The organism is Micromonospora sp. NPDC047465, from assembly GCF_040643125.1.
In the GTDB taxonomy this organism is placed as follows: Bacteria; Actinomycetota; Actinomycetes; order Mycobacteriales; family Micromonosporaceae; genus Micromonospora.
This window is the reverse complement of the sequence record NZ_JBEYTP010000001.1, coordinates 140,539-158,764: the sequence shown is the minus strand read 5'-3', so window position 1 is coordinate 158,764 and position 18,226 is coordinate 140,539. Positions and strand designations below refer to the sequence as shown.

The window sequence follows — 18,226 nt, the reverse complement described above, 5'->3', positions numbered from 1 at the left end:
GGTCGGGGACGGAACGTCCGTAGTCTAGGTGGCTCCCCGGCGTGCCGGTGCTCGACGTCACACCCGCGTCCGCCCGCCCGCCGTCCCGACCGGGGCCGGGACGGCGGGGACCGCGCCTACAGCCGGGGGTCGACCGGCTCGGACTCGCAGGCCAGGATCGCGAAGACCAGCTCGTGCCGACGCCACAGCGGCGCACCGGCGACCAGCGCGTCCAGCGCCGCCAGCCCCAGCCCGTGCTCGCGCAGCGCCAGCCCCCGCTTGCGCCCCAGCGACCGGCGGCGCAGCGCGGCGAGCTGCTCCGGCTCGTCGTACCCGGGGCCGTAGATGATCCGCAGGTACTCCCGGCCCCGGCACTTGATCCCCGGCTGGAGCAGCGAGCCCCGCTCGGAGCGGGCGGCCGGCCCGGCGTACGGCTTGACCACCATGCCCTCGCCGCCGGCGGCGGTCAGCTCCAGCCACCAGTCCGTGGCCGTCGCCTCGGCGGCGGGATCGGCCAGGTCGACCACCTGTCGACGGGTCGGGGTGAAGAACTCCGGGTCGGCCGCGCAGAGCCGGTCGGCCAGCCCGAGGTGCCAGCCGTGGTCCCGGTCGGCGTAGCTGGCCTTGGCGCCGGCGAGCACCGCGAACGGGGCCAGGGTCACCCCGCGCAGCCCGTCGGTCGGCCCCACGTACGCCCGGTAGGCGTCCGAGTAGGCCACGATCTCGTCGCGTCGGCGGGCCATCCGGTCGCGCAGGTCGCCCACGGGCAGGCCCCGACCGGCGGCGGCCTCCAGCGCGGCCAGCGCCGCGGGCAGCGCGGCCCGGCCGGCGGCGCCGACCCCGGCGTACTGCTCGCGGATCAGCCCGCCCGCCTTCGCCGACCAGGGCAGCAGCTCGCAGTCGAGCAGCAGCCAGTCGGTCCCCAGCTCGGCCCAGAGCCCCGCCCCACCGACCGCACCGCGCACCCGGTCGAGCAGCCCGGTGTCGAGCGGCTCGCCGAAGAACGGCCGGCCGGTGCGCGTGTGCACCACCCCGCCGCCCGGGCCGAACGGCCCGCCGTCGGGCTCCCGGCAGACCAGCACCACCGCCCGCGAGCCCATGTGCTTCTCCTCGCAGACCACCCGGTCCACGCCCGCCGCGCGGTAGTCGGCGAACGCCTGCGCCGGGTGCTCCAGGAAGCCGCCCACCGTCGCCGTCGAGCAGGGCGCCATCGTCGGCGGCAGCCAGGCCAGCCAACGCGGGTCGACCGCGAACCGGCTCATCACCTCCAGCGCCGCCGCGGCGTTCTCCGCCGGCACCGTCAGCGACCCGTACGCGTGCTCGACGTGCCGCCGGCCGGCCACGTCGGACAGCTCCAGCACCTGGTCGGGGCGGGCCGGGGCGGCGGTCAGCGGACGGGCCGGGGCGTACCACTCCCGCTCCGCCGGCACCGAGAGCAGCTCCTTCTCCGGGTAGCGCAGCGCGGTGAGCCGGCCGCCGAAGACGCAGCCGGTGTCGATGCAGATGGTGTTGTTCACCCACTCTGGCTCCGGGGTGGGCGTGTGCCCGTAGACCACCATCGCCGAGCCCCGGTACTCCCGCGCCCACGGGTAGCGCACCGGCAGCCCGTACTCGTCGGTCTCGCCGGTGGTCTCGCCGAACAGCGCGAAGGCCCGCACCCGGCCCGACGCGCGGCCCTGGTACGCCTCCTTCAGCCCGGCGTGCGCGACCACCAGCCGGCCGCCGTCCAGCACGTAGTGGCTGACCAGGCCGTCGACGAAGGCCGCCACCTCGGCCACGAAGCTGTCCGGCTCCGCCGCCAGCTGGGCCATCGTCTCGGCAAGGCCGTGGGTGAGCCGCACGTCCCGGCCGCGCAGCCGGCGCAGCAGCTTCTGCTCGTGGTTGCCGGGCACGCAGATCGCGTGCCCGGCAACGACCATGCCCATGACCAGGCGGAGCACGCCGGGCGAGTCCGGGCCGCGGTCCACCAGGTCACCCACGAAGACGGCGGTACGCCCCGCCGGGTGCGTCGCGTCGACCGGCCGGCCGTGCTCGTCGCGGCGCAGCTCCCAGCCGAGCCGGGTCAGCAGCGTCTCCAGCTCGGCGCGGCAGCCGTGCACGTCACCGACGATGTCGAACGGCCCGGTCAGCTCCCGCCGGTCGTTGAACAGCTTCTCGTAGCGGATCTCGGCGGCGTCGATCTCGTCCACGCCGCGCAGCACGTGCACCTTCCGGAAACCCTCGCGGGCCAGCTGCCCGTACGACCGGCGCAGGTCGCGCTGCATCCGGGCGAGCACCTGCCGGCCGAAGGTGCGGTCGGCGCGGCCCTCGGTGCGCTCCCAGGCCAGTGCCTCGGGCACGTCCAGCACGACGGCCACCGGCAGCACGTCGTGCTCGCGGGCCACCCGCACCAGGGCGGCCCGGGCGTGCGGCTGGAGGTTGGTCGCGTCGACCACGGTGAGCCGGCCCCGCCGCAGCCGCGTGGCGGCGACGTGGTGCAGCGCGTCGAACGCGTCGGCGGAGGCCGACTGGTCGTTCTCGTCGTCGGCGACCATCGCCCGGAACGCGTCGGAGGAGAGCACCTGGCTGGGCGCGAAGTGCCGGCGGGCGAAGGTGGACTTGCCGGAGCCCGAGACGCCGACCAGCGCGACCAGGGCCAGCTCGGGGATGTCGAGGGTGGTCATCGGCTGTTCTCCTGGCGGGTGAGCACGGCGAGCTGGGTGGGGGCGCCGACCTCGGGATCGTCGTCGCCGATCCCGCCGATCGCGGCCGAGTAGCCGTAGGTCGCGGCCACCCGGTCGACCCACGCCCCGAACTCCGCGCGGGTCCACTCGAACCGGTGGTCGGCGTGCCGGAACCGCCCGGCGGGCAGGCCCTCGTAGCGGACGTTGTACTCGACGTTGGGCGTGGTCACCACGACGGTGGCGGGGCGGGCGTGACCGAGGACGGCGTCCTCCAGCGCCGGCAGCCGGGGCGGGTCGACGTGCTCGATCACCTCCATCAGCACCGCCGCGTCGTAGCCGCGCAGCCGGTCGTCCCGGTAGGTCAGCGCGGACTGCCAGAGCCGGACCCGGTCCCGCTGCCGCTCCGGCAGGCGGTCCAGCCGCAGCCGCCGGGCGGCCAGGGCCAGCGCGTGCGGGGACACGTCGGTGCCGACGATCTCGGTGAACCGACGGTCGCCGACCAGCGTGGCGAGCAGGGCGCCCCCGCCGCAGCCCAGGTCCAGCACCCGGCTCGCGCCGGACTCGACCAGTGCCGCGAGGACGGCCTCCCGCCGCCGCGCCGCCAACGTCGGCTGGCGGAGGATGGGCTCGTCCACCGTGTCGGGCTCGGCGGCGGCCGGCTCGTCGGTCAACCGCTGCTCGGCGAGGCGGGCGAGGGCCAGCCCGGCCAGCGCCCGCCGGTGCGCCAGGTAGCGGCGCGTGATCATGCCGCGCTCCGGGTGGTCGGCCAGCCAGCCCTCGCCGGCCCGGAGCAGCTTGTCCACCTCGTCGGGCGCCACCCAGTAGTGCTTGGCGTCGTCCAGGACCGGCAGCAGGACGTAGAGGTGGTTGAGCGCGTCGGCGACACGCAGCGTCCCGGTCAGGGTCAGGTCGACGTACCGGCTGTCGCCCCACTCCGGGTGCCGCTCGTCGAGCGGGATCGGGGTCGCGGTCACCGCCCAGCCGAGCGGGCCGAACATCCGGGCCGCCACGTCCGCGCCGCCCCGGCAGCGCAGCACCGGCACCCGCACCTCCAGCGGGATCGGCGTACGGGCCAGTTCGGGGCGCTCCCGGGACTCGCCGCGCAGCGCCGAGCGGTACACCTTGGACAGCGCCGAGGAGAGCAGGCTGGACGCGGCGTACGGCCGGTCGTTGACGTACCGCCCGAGGGTGAAGGCCTCCGGGGGCGCCGCCTGCTGCCGGCCGCGGCCCTTGCCCCGCGCGCCGGCCAGCCGCAGCGGGTCCACGTCCAGCAGCAGGGCGGCGGTGCAGCGCTGCTCGCCCGCCTCGGGGTAGAACACGTGCGCGGTGCCGACCGGCACGTCGAAGGAGTGGGCGCGGTCGGGGTGCTTGACCAGCAGGTGACCGAGGTCGGTCGCCGGGCGGTGGGTGGTGGTCAGGGTGAGCAGCACGCGCCCATGGTGTCAGTGTCTTCGATCTTGCGTCGTCCCGTTTTTGCTCTTGTCTCGGGGTGGTTTCCGGGGGAGCCCCACCCGCTCCGGGCGGTCAGGCTTGATCCCTGCGCGGGTGGGGCTCCCCCGGAAACCCGTGGTGGTCCAGCGCCGTCCGGAGGCATCAGGTGGCCGCCCGTGGGGTGGAGGCGCGTGCTGTCGGGTCGGGGATCGGGGGGCGATTGCCGGGCCGGGGTCGGCTGTCGGGGTCGGGGATCAGGGCGTTGGAGACGGCGGTGCCCCGCCGACCGGGGGTCGGCGGGGCACCGGTGGTGCGGGGAGGATCAGGCGACGAAGCGGGTCCGGCGACGCTTGGCCACCACGTAGCCGCCGACGCCCGCGACGAGCAGCAGGCCGCCGATGCCGGCGATCAGGCCGGTGGACTCACCGGTGATCGGCAGCTCGGGGTCGTCGCCACCGCCCTGGCCGCCGCCCGCGTTGACCAGGATCTTCGCGGTGTCGTTGGCCGGGTCGAGGTCCTTGACCTCGGCCTCGTCGTAGCCGGTGCGCAGCTTGACCTCGCCGGTCCGGCTGCCGGCCTTGTCGATGCGCAGCTCGAAGTCGAACTCGGCCTTCTCGCCCTTGCCGAGGTGGCCGGGCAGGAAGCACCGGTAGACCGAGGCCCCGGGCTTGCCCGGCTCCCCCTCGCCGCTCTCGCCGTCGAGGCAGGTCTCCGGGGCGCGCACCGCCGTGACGCCCTTCGGCAGCGTCACGGTGGTCCCGACCCAGATCCCCTCGCTGCCGCCGGTGCCGACGGCCGCCGGGCCGTTGTTGACGTAGCCGAGCGTCACCGGGACGGTCGTGCCGACCTCGCCGTTCACCTTGGCCCCGAGCGCCGCCACGTCGGCCCGCTGGTCACCGGTCACCTGGAGCTGCATCCAGGTCTCGTTGTTGTAGGGCTCGACGTCGGTCTGCCGCGAGCGTTGGGCGGCGACGGGTTCGAGCTTCAGCTCGCCCTCAGTGCCCTTCGTGCCGAGTTCGTCGGCCACGTCCACCTCGGACAGGAACTCCTTCCAGTCCGCGGGGGTGAACCAGATCGCGGCGCCGAAGTAGTCGTTCGGGGCCCAACTGTCAGCCGGCACCGTGAAACCGAAGCTGGAATCGAGCCGCGCTGCCTCGCCCGGCTCGATCACGCTGTCAAACGTGCAGGCGAAGGCGTAGGAGTCGAACTCGTCGTTGGTGTACTCGCAGTTCTCGTACCGCTTCGAGGGGTTGAGGCCGTAGGAGCCGAAGACGAACAGCACCGCGCCGCGGGTGGTCGTCTCGCCCCGGTTCTCCACCTTGAGCGGGGCCTTGAGCGTGGCGCCGGGGGCACCCTTCAGCTCCAGCGACTCCTCGGCGGCGAGATCCACGCCCTCGCCGATGGCGACGGTCGAGCGGTAGCTGGCCGAGCCGGAGTCGGCAGAGGTGACGGTGAACTCCAGTTCACCCTCCTGGTCCGGCGTGGCGCCGTCCTTCGCCCGCACGAACAGTTCGACCATGTTCAGGTACGAGCCGTCGTCGTCCGTGTCCTGGACCTTGCAGGTCAGGATCGCGCCGGACTCGGTGCAGGCGTCCTCGGGGCCGCTGTTCTGCACGTCGGCGAAGGCGGCGACCTTGCTCCGGTCCACCTTGACCGTGAAGTCGCCGTGTCGCTCGGCCGTCAGGGCGAAGAGGGTGACCCATTTCTCCGTGCCGCCCGGGGCGACGATCACGTTGTTTGCGTAGAGATCGAGATCCTCGGCCGGAGCGGCCGAGGAGGGGGTGGCGGGGGCGGCGACGAGCGCGCCTGCGACGCCCAGCCCGGCCAACCAGCGCCGGGTGGAGTGCTTCAGCATGTGGGGAGTCCTCCCGTGGGGGTGCCAGGAGTGGCGAGCGGATCTTAAGAAGGCCTTAAGACTCGCCGCTGTCCCGAATCGCCTCCGGCGGCAAACATCGACCGAACGGCTGACCAGGATCGTCGCAACGTTCCGCCCGCCCGGACCCGTCATCTGGGGCAGGAGCCCGGGAGGTGCAGTGACGTACGAGGAGTTCGCCGACTCGCGGCTGGCCGCGCTGCTGCGGTACGCGGTCATGCTGACCGGCGACCCGCACCAGGCGCAGGACTTGGTGCAGGACACCATGGTCCGGGTCCAGCTCAACTGGCGTCGGGTGGCTCGGGCCGACTCGCCCGAGCGCTACGTCCGCCGGATGCTGACCAACCAGTACGTCGACTGGCGGCGGGGCTCCTGGATGCGCCGGGTGCTGCTGCGCGCCGAGCCCGACGACGCGGTGCCGGTGCCGGCCGACCACGCCCAGCACGCCGTGGACCGGGACCAGGTCTGGTCCTGGCTGTCCGGGCTGCCGCGCCGGCAGCGGGCCACCCTGGTGCTGCGCTACTACGAGGACCTGCCCGACGCGGAGATCGCCGACATCCTCGGCTGCGCCGTCGGGACCGTCCGCTCGTCCATCTCGCGCGCCCTGGCCACGCTGCGGGCGGAACACGTGGAGGCCTGCTCATGATCGAGGACGACCTGCGTGCCGCCTTCGCCCGGCACGAGGCGCTGACCCCGCCCGTCGGTCCGCTGCGGTCCGCGATCGACCGGCTCGCGGCTGCCCGTCGCCGTCGCCGGCGGCGGCTCCGGGCCGGCGGTGCCGCGCTGGCCCTGCTCGGCGTGCTGGCGATCGGGATACCACCGTTCACGCCCGACCGGGTCGCCGAGGACGCCACCCTGCTCGCCGAGCCCGCCGGCTCGGCACCGACGGGCGCGCTGAACATCCTGCTGCTCGGCGTGGACGGCTCGGCGAAGGAGCCCGCCCGGCTGGCGGACTCCGTCCTGCTGGTGCACATTCCGGCGGACCGCAGCCGGCCGTACCTCATCTCGCTGCCCCGCGACCTGGCGGTGCCGATTCCCGGTCACGGGACCGACAAGCTCAACGCCGCCTTCCGGTACGGTGCCGGCGACGGCCGGCCCGACCTGGGGCGCGGCTACGAGCTGACCCGCCGGGTGGTCACCGACCTGACGGGCGTACGCGTGGACGCCGGCGCGGTGCTCACCTTTCCGGTGCTGCGCCGGCTCACCGACGAGGTCGACGGCGTGGAGGTCTGCCTGCCGCGCGAGGTGCGCTCCATCCACACGAAGCGGGTCTTCCCGACCGGCTGCCAGCGGCTCGACGGCGCCGCCTCGGTCGACCTGCTGCGGCAGCGGCGGGGACTGCCCGAGGGCGGGCTCGACCGGGACCGGCACGCACAGCTGTTCGCCGCCGGGCTGATCCGTCGGGCCGGCGAGCAGGGGGTGCTGACCAACCCGGCCAGGCTCTTCGCCCTGGTCGACACCGTCGGCGCGGACCTGGTCGTGGGCGGCGACGGTTCGCCACTGGTGGACCTGCTGAAGGTGCTTCCGGATCTGAAGTCCGTCGACCCGGTCGGGCTCAGTCTCCCGGTCGGGCCGCCGGAGGGCCTCGGCTGGCGGCTGCCACCGGATCCGAAGGAGGCTCCGGCGTTCCTTGCCGCGTTGCGGGAGGACCGGCTGGCGCAGTGGGCGGCGCGGAATCCGGGTCAGGTCAACCGCACCCGTTGACGGATCAGCGGTAGTCCTCCTCGTCGGGGGCGACCACCCGGGCCTGCTCCATGGCGTCCCAGTCGTTGATCTCCAGGCCGCGATGCGGCTCGACGTCGGCCTCGCCGGGGTCGACCACGGCGGCCTGCTCGACCGCGTCGGCCGGTTCCGCCTCCATGTCGCGCTCCTCGGGGCTGAGGTGGTCGCTGGGGGCGAAGTCCTCGTCGGGCTGACCCATCAGTCCCTCCCGGGATCTCGGCGGACGGTTACCCCACACACCGTACGGGCTGCGCCCGCCCGCCGCTCGGAAGCCGAGTCGACCGAATCGCCCCACCGGTCGCCGCCCCCGGTGCCAGGATGATGCCGTGGGCTTCCTGATCAGGCTGGCGATCACCGCGGTCGCGCTGTGGATCACCACGCTGATCGTGCCCGGCGTCGAGGTGACCGGCCGCTCCGGCACCGACGACGCGCTCACGCTCGTCGTCGTGGCGTTGATCTTCGGCGTGGTCAACGCGGTGCTCAAGCCGCTGATCAAGGTGTTCGGCTGCGTCTTCTACCTGCTCACCCTCGGCCTGTTCGCGCTGGTGGTCAACGCCCTGCTCTTCCTGCTGACCGACCGGATCGCCCGGGCGCTGGACCTGCCGTTCCAGGTGGACGGCTTCTGGGCCGCGTTCTGGGGCGCCATCGTGATGGCCGTGGTCACCTGGCTGATCAGCGTCGTCGTGCCCGACAGGTGGGGGCAGCGGTGAGCGCCGCGACCGGCCGTCGGGCGCGTACCGGGTCGGTTGTGCCGGCGCCCCTCTTCTACGGGATACTTCCGACGGTGGACAGCGCGGTCCGGCGCACCCAAGGACAACAGCGGCCGGCGACGGCCGACAGCGGTAAGTAAGGAGCGTTCGACATGCCCATCGCTTCCCCCGAGACCTACGCGGAGATGCTGGACCGCGCCAAGGCCGGCCGGTACGCGTACCCCGCGATCAACGTGACGTCCTCGCAGACCCTGAACGCGGCGCTCAAGGGCTTCGCCGACGCGGAGAGCGACGGCATCATCCAGGTCTCGACCGGTGGCGCGGAATACCTCTCCGGACCTTCGATCAAGGACATGGTCACCGGCGCGGTGGCGTTCGCCGCGTACGCGCACGAGGTGGCCAAGAAGTACCCGGTCAACATCGCTCTGCACACCGACCACTGCCCGCAGGAGAAGCTGGACAAGTTCGTCCGCCCGCTGATGGGCATCTCGCAGGAGCGGGTGAAGCGCGGCGAGGAGCCGCTGTTCCAGTCGCACATGTGGGACGGCTCGGCCGTGCCGGTGGCGGAGAACCTGGAGATCGCCGCGCAGCTCCTCGACGAGGCCGCCAAGGGCAAGATCGTCCTCGAGATCGAGGTCGGCGTGGTCGGCGGCGAGGAGGACGGCGTCGAGAACGCCATCAACGAGAAGCTCTACACCACGGTCGAGGACGGCCTGGCCATGGTGGACGCGCTCGGCCTGGGCGAGAAGGGCCGCTACATGGCGGCGCTGACCTTCGGCAACGTGCACGGCGTCTACAAGCCGGGCAACGTCAAGCTCCGTCCGGAGATCCTCAACCAGATCCAGGAGGCGGTCGGCGCCAAGTACGGCAAGGAGAAGCCGCTCAGCCTGGTCTTCCACGGCGGCTCCGGCTCGCTGCTGTCGGAGATCCGCGAGGCGCTCGACTACGGCGTGGTGAAGATGAACATCGACACCGACACCCAGTACTGCTTCTCCCGTCCGGTCGCGGACCACATGTTCCGCAACTACGACGGCGTGCTCAAGGTCGACGGCGAGGTCGGCAACAAGAAGATGTACGACCCGCGGGTCTGGGGCAAGGCCGCCGAGGCCGGCATGGCCGCCCGCGTCGTGGAGGCCTGCGAGCACCTGCGCTCGACCGGCACCACGCTCGCCAAGTGACGCGCTGACGCGTACCGCCGGCGGCCGGCTCCCCCACCGGGGGCCGGCCGTCGGCGTGTTCCGGCCCGTCAGGCCGTCGCGGTGAGCACCCGGACGGCCTCGTGGACGTCGTCGGTGAGGTGCACGGTGGCGGACAGGTCGCCGAACGGCGAGGCGCCCAGCAACGGTCGCAGCAGTGACTCCACCGGCAGCTCCCGCGTCCAGTACGCGCGGTCCAGGAAGACGTACGCGCCGCTGGCCCCGTCGGTGCCGTAGTAGGTCTTGGTGGCCGCCTGGAACACCTCCTGCACGGTGCCGGCCCGGCCGGGCGCGAAGACGATCCCGCCCCGGGCCAGCCGCAGGATGGTGTCCTCCCGGATGGCGTTTGAGAAGTACTTCGCGATCCGGCCGGCGAACAGGTTCGCCGGCTCGTGCCCGTAGAGCCAGGTCGGGATGGCCAGCCCGCCGGCGCGCGCCCAGCCCACGTCGCCGCCGGCCAGCGTGGCCGAGTCGACGCGGGAGACGCTTGCGGGGTCGGCGGCCCGGGGCCGGGGCGGTGGCACCGGCTGGCCGTAGCGCTCCCGGACCAGCAGCGCCGCCGCCGTGTAGCGGTCGTGGTCGGTGAAGTCCGGCGCCCCGGCGAGCAGGTCGATCGCGGCGTCCAGGTCCTCGACCGGCCGCAGTGCCAGGAACGCGCCCAGGTTGGCGGCCTCCATCACCCCGGGCCCGCCGCCGGTCACCACCAGCCGGTCGGCCCGGGCCAGCTCCCAGCCCAGCACGGCCGCCATCCGGTACGGCGCGCTGCCGCGCGGCACCGCGTGTCCGCCCATGATGCCGACCACCGACTGCGGCCCGTGGGTGGCCAGCCAGGCGCGGGTGGCGTCGGCGAGGGCGTTGTCCACGCCGTGGTCGTGCAGCCGCTGGCCGAGCGCCTCCTTCACCTCCGGCAGCGCCCCGCCGTGCGCGCGGAAGTGCTCGTACACCCGGGTGTCGTACATCCCGGCGAAGCCGCCCTCGGCGAAGCCGGCGGCCAGGTCCTCCGGGGTGTAGAGGTGCGACGGCTGGGTCGGGTAGGGCAGCCCGGAGAACGGCGGCACGACGTTCGCGCCGCGCCGGACCAGGTCTGCGCCGACCTCGCGGGAGGCGAAGCGGCACCCGACGAACAGGGTGCCGGTCACCTCGATCCCGGTGAGGTCGGGGACGGGTGCGAGGTCGAGCCGCAGCCCCTGCACGGTCAGCCCGGCCAGGCTGCCCGTGGCCAGTCGCCGGTCGAACTCGGCGCGGGTCTCGATCTCGTCGGTGCAGGTGTGCGGCTCGATGACGTCCGCGGGTGGTGGGGTCGGCACCCTCGCCATCCTGCCCCGCCCCGGCAACCGGCCAAACCTGCGGGGGTGGCCGTGCGGTCGGCAGACCCGGGCCGGCGGCCGGGCGGTGGCGGCGCCGGGCCGCCCGGCTCGTCGGGAGCGCGCCGGGCCGCCCGGCTCGTCGGGAGCGCGCCGGGCCTGCCCGGAACGGACAGGAGCCCGGCGGCCACAGCCACCGGGCTCCTGCATAACCCGGTCCTGGGGAGGCTCCGGACCAATAGTTGTAGTGGAAAACATCTGCTGGTGGCATAGGCCGCAGGCGTGACCAACTCCTCAGCCGTTCAGCCAACCAGCTCGCCCAACCCCCTCGCGCACCCGCGGGCGAAGCGGGTTGAATGGGACGATGCAGAACCTGTTGCCGGAACCACCGGCCACCCTCCTCCCCGCGCATGACGAGGCCGACGCCGCCCTGGCCGCCGCCGAGCAGGCCGGCAGCGACGAGGCGTACGCCGAGGTGGCGGCACGCTTCCCGACCTACAGCGCCGGCTGGGGCGCGCTGGCGGCCCGGGCCCTCGCCGCGGGCCAGGTCGTCCCGGCGTACGCCTACGCGCGCACCGGCTACCACCGCGGGCTGGACCAGCTGCGCCGCAACGGCTGGAAGGGGCACGGCCCGGTGCCGTGGTCGCACGAGCCGAACCAGGGCTTCCTGCGCTGCCTCTACGTGCTGTCCCGCGCCGCCGACGCGATCGGCGAGGCCGACGAGGCGGCCCGCTGCGCCCAGTTCCTCCGGGACTGCGACCCGGCCGCCGCGGACGCGCTGGCCAGCAACTGACGCCGCTCCGACGGCCGGCCCGACACGCTGCGGGCCGGCCGTCGGGCTGTCCCGGTCCCTACAACCCCTCCGCCACGGAGGCGGCGATCTTCAGCCAGGCGTCCCGCGTGGCCGAGGAGAGGGCGGCGTACCGGATCGGCTCGCCGGTGTCGATGAGCCGCTCGTACGGCGCGAGCAGCACCGCCCGGGTGCGGGCCGCGAAGTGTTCCTGGATCGCCGGCAGGTCGATCTCCTTGCGCGAGGGCGGCATGGAGACCACGGTGACCGCCTGCCGGACCAGCCGCTGCCGGCCGCTCTGCTCCAGGTGGTCCAGCATCCGCGCGGCCGTCTCCGCCGAGTCGTTCCGGGCCGACATGGTGACCACGAGCTGGTCGGTGGCGTCCATCGCGGCCTGCCAGTTCTGGGCGCGCACGTTGTTGCCGGTGTCCACGAAGATCAGCTTGTAGAACCGGCTCACCACCTCGCGGATCTCGGCGAACGCGGCGGCGGTGAGCATCTCGCCCCCGGTCGCCGACTCGTCCGAGGCGAGGACGTCGAACATCCCCTCGCCCTGCGACCGGACGTACTGCGACAGGTCGCCCACCCGCCCGTGCGCGCCCTGGAACTGGCCCAGGTCGCGCAGCATGTCCCGCACCGTACGCGAGTGGAAGTCCTGCTGGGCGCGCATCCCGAGGGTGCCCTGGGTCTCGTTGTTGTCCCACGCCAGCACGTAGCCGCCGCGCTTCTGGCCGAACGTCATCGCCAGCAGCAGGATGGCCACCGTCTTGCCGGCGCCGCCCTTCGGGTTCACCACGGTCACCTGGCGCAGCCCGCCGAAGTTGCGGCGCACCATCTCGATGTCCCGCCGCAGCTCCTGCTCGTGCCGCCCCGGCGGGAGCCGCAGCCCGATCCGGTTCGCCACCGCCCGTACGCCCATCGTGGCCACCGGATCGGCGGGCCGCACCTGCCGGCGGCGGGCGAAGTCCTCGGCGGTCGGCGGCGCGGTGATCGCCGGGTTCCAGTTCGGGTCGGGCTGGGCCGGCGGCACGGCGGTCACCCCCTCGGCCGCCTGGTACGCCTGCTGCGGCACCGGGCCGGCGACCCCCGGCGTGCCCTGCGGCCAGGCCGGCGGATACCACCCGGGCTGGGGCGGGTACGGGCCGGGCGGCGGCGGGCCCGCCTGCTGGGGCGGGTACGGGCCGGTCATCTGCGGCGGGTAGGGGCCGGGCGGCGTGGCCTGCGGCGGTGCACCCGCATCCGGCCCGGGGCCCCCGGCCGCCCCGGGCGCGCCGCCCTGCCAGGGGCCGCCCTGCTGCGGCATGCCCTGCCCGGCGCTGTCCTGCTCGTCCGTGCCCTGCCGGGCCGAGCCCTGCCCAGCCGTGTCCGGTCCGGCTGCGTGCTGCGGCGGCATGGCCTGCCCGGCCGTGTCCTGCGGGGGCATGCCCTGCCCGGCCGTGTCCTGCGGGGCCACGTCGGGACCGGGCGCGGCGCCTCCGCTCGTGGGCGCCGGCTCGGCGGCACCGTGGTTCGTCATGGCTGCCGGCGGGGCGGTGCCGGCCGCCGGCGTGGGTTCGACGGCGGACGGGGCGGGCCGCTGCGGCGGCTGTGCCCACGGGGACTCGGCCGATCCGCGCGCCCCGTCACCGTGGGCCGCGTTGCCGTTCGCCGAGCCGCTGATCGCCGCTGCGCCGCCCGCCGGTGCGCCGCCTCCGCTGTCGGTGCTGCCGGCAACTCCGCCCGTCGCCCGCCCGGCACCGGTCGCGTCCAGTCCGGCGGCGACCTCCGGCGACCGCTCGCTGGCGGCGGCTCGGTCGGTGGCCGAGGGCTGCGGAATCGCGGCCGGGCGCGTGACCGGGATCGGCGCGGCCGGCTGGTCGAGGCTGAAGGGCATGTCGAGGTCGACCCGGGCGGGGGCGGGCTGAGGAGACCGGGGAGCCGGCACGCCGGCCCCGACGCCCTCGGCCGGGTGCCCACCCGCCCCGACCGCCGACCTGGTTCCGTTCCCCGCGACGCCCGGGCCGCTCGTGCCCCCACCGGTTGAAGCGGAGGTGCCCGCGCCGGGCGGAACGGCTGCGCCCGCGCCCGGCGGGGCGGCTGCGCCCGAGGTCGGCGGGACGCTCGTGCCGATGCCCTGCCGGGCGGCTGCGTCCGAACCGGCGGGCGGGGCGGTCGGGTCGCTGGGCGGGACGACTGTGCCTGCGGCGGGCGGGACGACAGCGCCTGCGGCGGGCGGGGCGGTCGGCCCTGCGGGGGGCGTCGGCGGCGCCCAGCCCTGGCCCGAGGGGCCGGGCGCCCAGCCGGAGGCCGCAGCCGGCGGGGGCGCCCAACCGGTCGCCGGGTCCGGCGGCGCGGGCGTCGCCGGGCCGCCCGGCGGGCCGCCGGTCAGGGACGGGTAGTCGGCGGGCGAGGGCGGGGCGGCCGGTCGGCCCTGCGGGGGAACGGGCGACCCCGGTGAGGCGGTCGACGCCCACGGCGGTGCGTCGGCACCGTCGATCTGGTCGGGCGGCCAGAGTGGTTCGATGTCCCGCTCCGGCACCGGCGGCTGGCCGGGCACGTGGACCCGGTCGGCGTTCTCGTCCACCACGGTTCCTCCCCATTCCTTCTGCCGAGGATAGGCCCAGTGGTCGGCCGCGGTCGGCCGTCGCGGGGGACGCCGAGGTCAGCTCGTCCAGACCGCCCAGGCGCCCGGCTCGGTCCACCAGGACCGCTTCCGGCTCAGCTCACCCTCGGCCCCGTCGTCGAGGAACGGGACCTTCCCCTCGCGGGGCAGCACGGACACGGCCCGCCCCCGGGCGCGGCGTACCTCCAGCCGCATTCGCTTCCTGCCCAACGCCGAGCGGGTGACCACGGGCACGGCCACCGCCACCTCGACCCGCCCGTCCGTCGGGTCGGGGTCGCCGAGCAGTGTCACGTCGTCGAGTCGGGCGTACCCGCCGGCGTTGCCGATCGCGCAGGCCAGCAGCGGGTCGTCGCCGTTGGAGAGGACGGCGTCGTCCACCTCGACCCGCCCCCGCCAGTGCAGCGGCCGGCCGCTGTCGTCGGCGGCGCCGATCAGCGCGCCGTCCAGGGTCACCGAGCCGCCGTCGTTGCGCAGCAGGTCGAGCCGGCGGGCCGTGCCGTCCAGCACCGCGGCGGCCACCGCCGCCGGGTCGCGGGGCAGCCCGAGCTGCGCCGCCAGGTCACGGTGCGTCGTGCTCCGCGCCGGATCGAGCGGGAGTACGCCGATCGGCGGCAGGTCCGGCACCGTGCGGTTGCCGGGGAGGTCGTCGGGACGGCGGCTGGGCGGTGGGGCGTACCGCCGGACGAGCCGGCGCACGACGGCGCGCAACTGCGCGTCGCTGGCGGCGGCGACCACCAGCCGGATCTTGGAGTCCGGGTCGGGCCAGGTGAGGCCGTCCGGGCGGGGCGGCGCGTCGAACCGGGCCAGCACCTCGTCGATCTCGGCGTCCGAGCGGGCGGTGACCGTCTCCACCCGGGCGCCCCGGGCGGTGAGCGCGTCCGCGCAGGCCAGCACCGGCACCCGGGGGGTGTCGCAGCGCTCCCCGGCCTTCCCGTCGTGCCGGTCGCCGGTCCCGCAGACGTCGGCCGCGTCACGTGCCGTCGCGCCCCCGTCCGCCGTCGCCCCGGCCCCGGTCTCGGCTCCGTCCGCCGTCGCCCCGGCGTCGCCCTCGTGCGCCGTCGCGCCGCCGCAGCAGGCACCGCCGCTGCCGCAGGCCCCGCCGGGCGCGTCGCGCTCCGAGCCGAGGGTGAGCAGCACCACGTCGTACACGGAAACGGCCTCCTGCCTCTCGACGCGACCCCTGCCGGCCGCGTCGTCACTACTTGTTAGCCTGACACCCCGGGCTCGCTGACCGGTCGCCACCTGGCACCCGAGCCTTCTGGAGGCGAGAAGATGCCAGCGATCGTGCTCCTCGGCGCCCAGTGGGGCGACGAGGGCAAGGGCAAGGTTACCGACCTGCTGGGTGAGCGGGTCGACTACGTCGTGCGCTACTCGGGCGGCAACAACGCCGGCCACACGGTGATCACCCCGGACGGCCAGAAGTACGCGCTGCACCTGATGCCGTCGGGTGCCCTGTCACCGAGCGCGATGATCGTCATCGGCAACGGCGTGGTGGTCGACCCAAAGGTGCTGCTGGCCGAGATCGACGGGCTCGCCGAGCGGGGCGTGGACGTCAGCCGGCTGCGGATCTCCGGCGACGCGCACCTGATCATGCCGCACCACCGGGCCCTGGACCGCGTCGTCGAGCGCTACCTCGGCAGCTCCCGGATCGGCACCACCGGCCGGGGCATCGGCCCCGCGTACGGCGACAAGGTCGCCCGGATGGGGATCCGGCTGCAGGACCTGCTCGACCCGGGAATCCTGCGCAAGAAGCTGGAACTGGCGCTGCGCGAGAAGAACCAGCTCCTGTTCAAGGTGTACAACCGCAAGGCGATCGACGTCGACGCGACGATCGAGGAGTACCTGGAGTACGCGGAGCGGCTCAAGCCGTACATCGCCGAGACCCGGGTCATGCTCTGGGACGCGCTGGACCGCGGCGAGACGGTCCTGCTGGAGGGCGCCCAGGCCACCATGCTCGACATGGACCACGGCACGTACCCCTTCGTGACCTCGTCGAACCCGACGGCCGGCGGGGCCTGCGTGGGCGCCGGCATCCCGCCGACGGCGATCAGCAAGGTGATCGCGGTCAGCAAGGCGTACACGACCCGGGTCGGCTCCGGGCCGTTCCCGACCGAACTCTTCGACGACAACGGTCAGCACCTGCGCAAGGTCGGCCACGAGTACGGCACCACCACCGGCCGGGAGCGCCGCTGCGGCTGGTTCGACGCCGTCGTCGCCCGGTACGCCTGCCGCCTCAACGGGGTCACCGACCTGGTGGTCACCAAGCTGGACGTGCTGACCGGCCTGCCCAAGGTGCCGATCTGCGTCGGGTACGAGATCAACGGCAAGCGTTACGACGACATGCCGATGACCCAGACCGACTTCCACCACGCGACTCCGATCTACGAGGAGCTCGACGGCTGGTGGGAGGACATCACCGAGGCGCGGACCGAGGCGGAACTCCCGGAGAACGCCCGCCGCTACATCGCCCGCATCGAGGAACTCTGCGGCACCCGCGTCAGCGTGGTCGGCGTAGGCCCCGGCCGCGAGGAAAACGTCCTCCGCCACCCCCTCCTCCCCTAACCCCCTCCCCCTCGGGGGCCACCCCGTTGATCATGAAGTTGTTGCCTTCGGTGCCCGGCGTGTCGTGACAACAACCTCATGATCAACGGGGTGGGCGAGGGGGTCAGTAGGATCGGGGTGTGCGGGTTCTTCTTCTTGGTGGTGGGGGGCGGGAGCATGCGCTCGCGCTGGGCCTCGCCGGCGATCCGTCCGTCGAGCAGCTGATCGCGGCGCCCGGTAATCCCGGCATCGCCTCGGTCGCCGAGCTGCGGGCGGTGGATCCCTGCGATCCGGCGGCCGTCGCCGCGCTGGCGGTGGAGACCGGGGTCGACCTGGTGGTGATCGGGCCGGAGGCGCCGCTGGTCGCCGGGGTCGCCGACGCCGTACGCGCCAAGGGGATCCCCGCGTTCGGGCCGTCCGCCGAGGCCGCCCGGCTGGAGGGCTCGAAGGCGTTCGCCAAGGACGTGATGACCGCCGCCGGCGTGCCGACCGCCCGCGCGTACACCTGCACGGATGCGGAGAGCACGGCGCGGGCGCTGGACGAGTTCGGCGCGCCGTACGTGGTGAAGAACGACGGGCTCGCCGCCGGCAAGGGTGTCGTGGTGACGGACGACCGCGCCGCCGCGCTCCGGCACGCCGAGGAGTGCGGCCGGGTCGTCGTGGAGGAATACCTGGCCGGCCCGGAGGTCTCCCTCTTCGTGGTCACCGACGGCGAGGCGGCGGTGCCGCTGCTGCCGGCGCAGGACTTCAAGCGGGTCGGCGACGGCGACACCGGCCCGAACACCGGCGGCATGGGGGCGTACGCGCCGCTGCCCTGGGCGCCGGCCGGCCTGGTCGACGAGGTCATGCGCGACGTCGTCCACCCGACCCTGGCCGAGATGGCCCGACGGGGCACGCCGTTCGCGGGCCTGCTCTACGTTGGGCTGGCGATCACCGCCGACGGCCCCCGGGTGATCGAGTTCAACGCCCGTTTCGGCGACCCGGAGACGCAGGTGGTGCTCGCGCTGCTGGAGACACCGCTCGCCGGGCTGCTGCACGCCGCCGCGACCGGCACGCTGGCCGGGCACCCGCCGCTGAGCTGGCGCGACGGTGCCGCCGTCACGGTCGTGGTCGCCGCCGAGGGTTACCCGGCCGCCCCGCGCAGCGGCGACGTGATCACCGGTGCCGAGGTTCCGGGCGTCATCCACGCCGGCACCCGCCGGGCCGACGACGGGGCGCTGCTCTCCTCCGGTGGCCGGGTGCTCTGCGCCACCGCCACCGGCGCCGACCTGGCCGCCGCCCGGGACGCCGCGTACGCGCTGGTGGCCGGCGTGGAGCTGGCCGGCTCGCACCACCGCACCGACATCGCCTCCGCCGCCGTCGAGGGCCGGATCACGATTCCGGGCTGACCGGGCAACCCCCGCCGCCGTCGCCTC

Annotated in this window: 14 protein-coding genes; 7 read left to right on the top strand and 7 right to left on the bottom strand. The window is 74.5% G+C overall.

The genetic code is table 11. The features are described 5' to 3' along the window. Positions 1-116 precede the first annotated feature (116 nt). The 3 genes from ABZ793_RS00810 to ABZ793_RS00800 all read right to left on the bottom strand — a co-directional run bounded on the left by ABZ793_RS00810 (position 117) and on the right by ABZ793_RS00800 (position 5,928). Positions 117-2,642, bottom strand: a complete 2,526-nt coding sequence (locus tag ABZ793_RS00810) for a polynucleotide kinase-phosphatase (RefSeq protein WP_357449836.1) — start codon at positions 2,640-2,642, stop codon at positions 117-119. Then, a complete protein-coding gene (locus ABZ793_RS00805) occupies positions 2,639-4,072 on the bottom strand; it encodes a 3' terminal RNA ribose 2'-O-methyltransferase Hen1 (RefSeq protein WP_357449833.1) in 1,434 nt (477 codons plus the stop codon). Before ABZ793_RS00805 ends, ABZ793_RS00810 begins: the two co-directional genes overlap by 4 nt. Positions 4,073-4,395: 323 nt before the next feature. Further along, on the bottom strand, positions 4,396-5,928 hold the full coding sequence (locus ABZ793_RS00800) for an LPXTG cell wall anchor domain-containing protein (RefSeq protein WP_357449830.1): 1,533 nt from the start codon (positions 5,926-5,928) through the stop codon (positions 4,396-4,398). Between the two features lie 178 nt (positions 5,929-6,106). Between ABZ793_RS00800 and ABZ793_RS00795 the strand changes: the two genes are divergently transcribed. Beyond that, positions 6,107-6,592: a SigE family RNA polymerase sigma factor gene (locus ABZ793_RS00795; protein ID WP_350702198.1), complete on the top strand. Its 486-nt coding sequence runs from the start codon at positions 6,107-6,109 to the stop codon at positions 6,590-6,592. Next, positions 6,589-7,650, top strand: coding sequence for an LCP family protein (locus ABZ793_RS00790; RefSeq protein ID WP_357449827.1), 1,062 nt, complete (start codon positions 6,589-6,591; stop codon positions 7,648-7,650). The genes ABZ793_RS00795 and ABZ793_RS00790 overlap by 4 nt, the downstream gene beginning before the upstream one ends. 4 nt (positions 7,651-7,654) lie before the next feature. Here ABZ793_RS00790 and ABZ793_RS00785 read toward each other — a convergent pair whose 3' ends face one another. Next, on the bottom strand, positions 7,655-7,867 hold the full coding sequence (locus ABZ793_RS00785) for a hypothetical protein (protein ID WP_357449824.1): 213 nt from the start codon (positions 7,865-7,867) through the stop codon (positions 7,655-7,657). Between the two features lie 127 nt (positions 7,868-7,994). Between ABZ793_RS00785 and ABZ793_RS00780 the strand changes: the two genes are divergently transcribed. Both ABZ793_RS00780 and fbaA read left to right on the top strand, forming a co-directional pair. Then, complete coding sequence (locus ABZ793_RS00780; RefSeq protein WP_357449821.1) at positions 7,995-8,378, top strand: phage holin family protein; 384 nt, start codon at positions 7,995-7,997, stop codon at positions 8,376-8,378. Between the two features lie 152 nt (positions 8,379-8,530). Then, on the top strand, positions 8,531-9,556 hold the full coding sequence (gene fbaA, locus ABZ793_RS00775; protein ID WP_350702190.1) for a class II fructose-bisphosphate aldolase: 1,026 nt from the start codon (positions 8,531-8,533) through the stop codon (positions 9,554-9,556). Positions 9,557-9,624: 68 nt separating this feature from the next. Here the strand turns inward: fbaA and ABZ793_RS00770 are convergent, their stop codons facing one another. Next, on the bottom strand, positions 9,625-10,890 hold the full coding sequence (locus tag ABZ793_RS00770) for a hypothetical protein (protein ID WP_357449817.1): 1,266 nt from the start codon (positions 10,888-10,890) through the stop codon (positions 9,625-9,627). A gap of 352 nt (positions 10,891-11,242) precedes the next feature. Here ABZ793_RS00770 and ABZ793_RS00765 point away from each other — a divergent pair, with 352 nt between their 5' ends. After that, positions 11,243-11,671, top strand: a complete 429-nt coding sequence (locus ABZ793_RS00765) for a DUF3151 domain-containing protein (protein WP_350702186.1) — start codon at positions 11,243-11,245, stop codon at positions 11,669-11,671. 58 nt (positions 11,672-11,729) lie between these two features. Here the strand turns inward: ABZ793_RS00765 and ABZ793_RS00760 are convergent, their stop codons facing one another. Together ABZ793_RS00760 and ABZ793_RS00755 are read right to left on the bottom strand one after the other, a co-directional pair. After that, positions 11,730-13,541: a chromosome partitioning protein gene (locus ABZ793_RS00760; RefSeq protein WP_357450597.1), complete on the bottom strand. Its 1,812-nt coding sequence runs from the start codon at positions 13,539-13,541 to the stop codon at positions 11,730-11,732. Between the two features lie 768 nt (positions 13,542-14,309). Next, positions 14,310-15,419, bottom strand: a complete 1,110-nt coding sequence (locus ABZ793_RS00755) for a hypothetical protein (protein WP_357449814.1) — start codon at positions 15,417-15,419, stop codon at positions 14,310-14,312. Positions 15,420-15,542: 123 nt separating this feature from the next. Between ABZ793_RS00755 and ABZ793_RS00750 the strand changes: the two genes are divergently transcribed. Both ABZ793_RS00750 and purD read left to right on the top strand, forming a co-directional pair. Beyond that, entirely contained in the window at positions 15,543-16,832 is a 1,290-nt protein-coding gene (locus ABZ793_RS00750; RefSeq protein WP_357449811.1) for an adenylosuccinate synthase, read from the top strand. A 119-nt stretch (positions 16,833-16,951) separates the two neighbouring features. Next, positions 16,952-18,199: a phosphoribosylamine--glycine ligase gene (gene purD, locus ABZ793_RS00745; protein WP_357449808.1), complete on the top strand. Its 1,248-nt coding sequence runs from the start codon at positions 16,952-16,954 to the stop codon at positions 18,197-18,199. The last annotated feature ends 27 nt before the right edge of the window (positions 18,200-18,226 follow it).